The organism is Paraburkholderia sp. 31.1 (genome assembly GCF_014397645.1).
GTDB lineage: Bacteria > Pseudomonadota > Gammaproteobacteria > Burkholderiales > Burkholderiaceae > Paraburkholderia > Paraburkholderia tuberum.
The window spans coordinates 1-255 of the sequence record NZ_VZQN01000248.1; the positions used below are offsets into that span (position 1 = coordinate 1).

The 255-nt window shown below is 65.5% G+C and carries 1 protein-coding gene; it reads left to right on the forward strand.

The features are described 5' to 3' along the window. A partial coding sequence (locus F6X37_RS36170; protein ID WP_187614707.1) for an Ig-like domain-containing protein occupies positions 1-255 on the forward strand: 255 nt, incomplete at both ends.

Sequence of the window (255 nt, forward strand, 5' to 3'; positions counted from 1 at the left end):
TCGGCGAGACGACGGTCGACGAGGAGGGCAACTGGAGCTTCACGCCTGAGACGCCGCTGGAAGAGGGCGAGCATCAGTTCACGGTGGTGGAGCGCGATCCTGCGGGCAACGAAAGTGGGCCGTCGGATCCGTGGACGGTGATCGTGGATACGACGCCGCCGGGCAAGCCGTCGATTGACGAGGTCATTGACGACGAAGGTCCGATCCAGGGTCCGGTGGGCAATGGTGAGAGCACGGACGACACGACGCCGACGC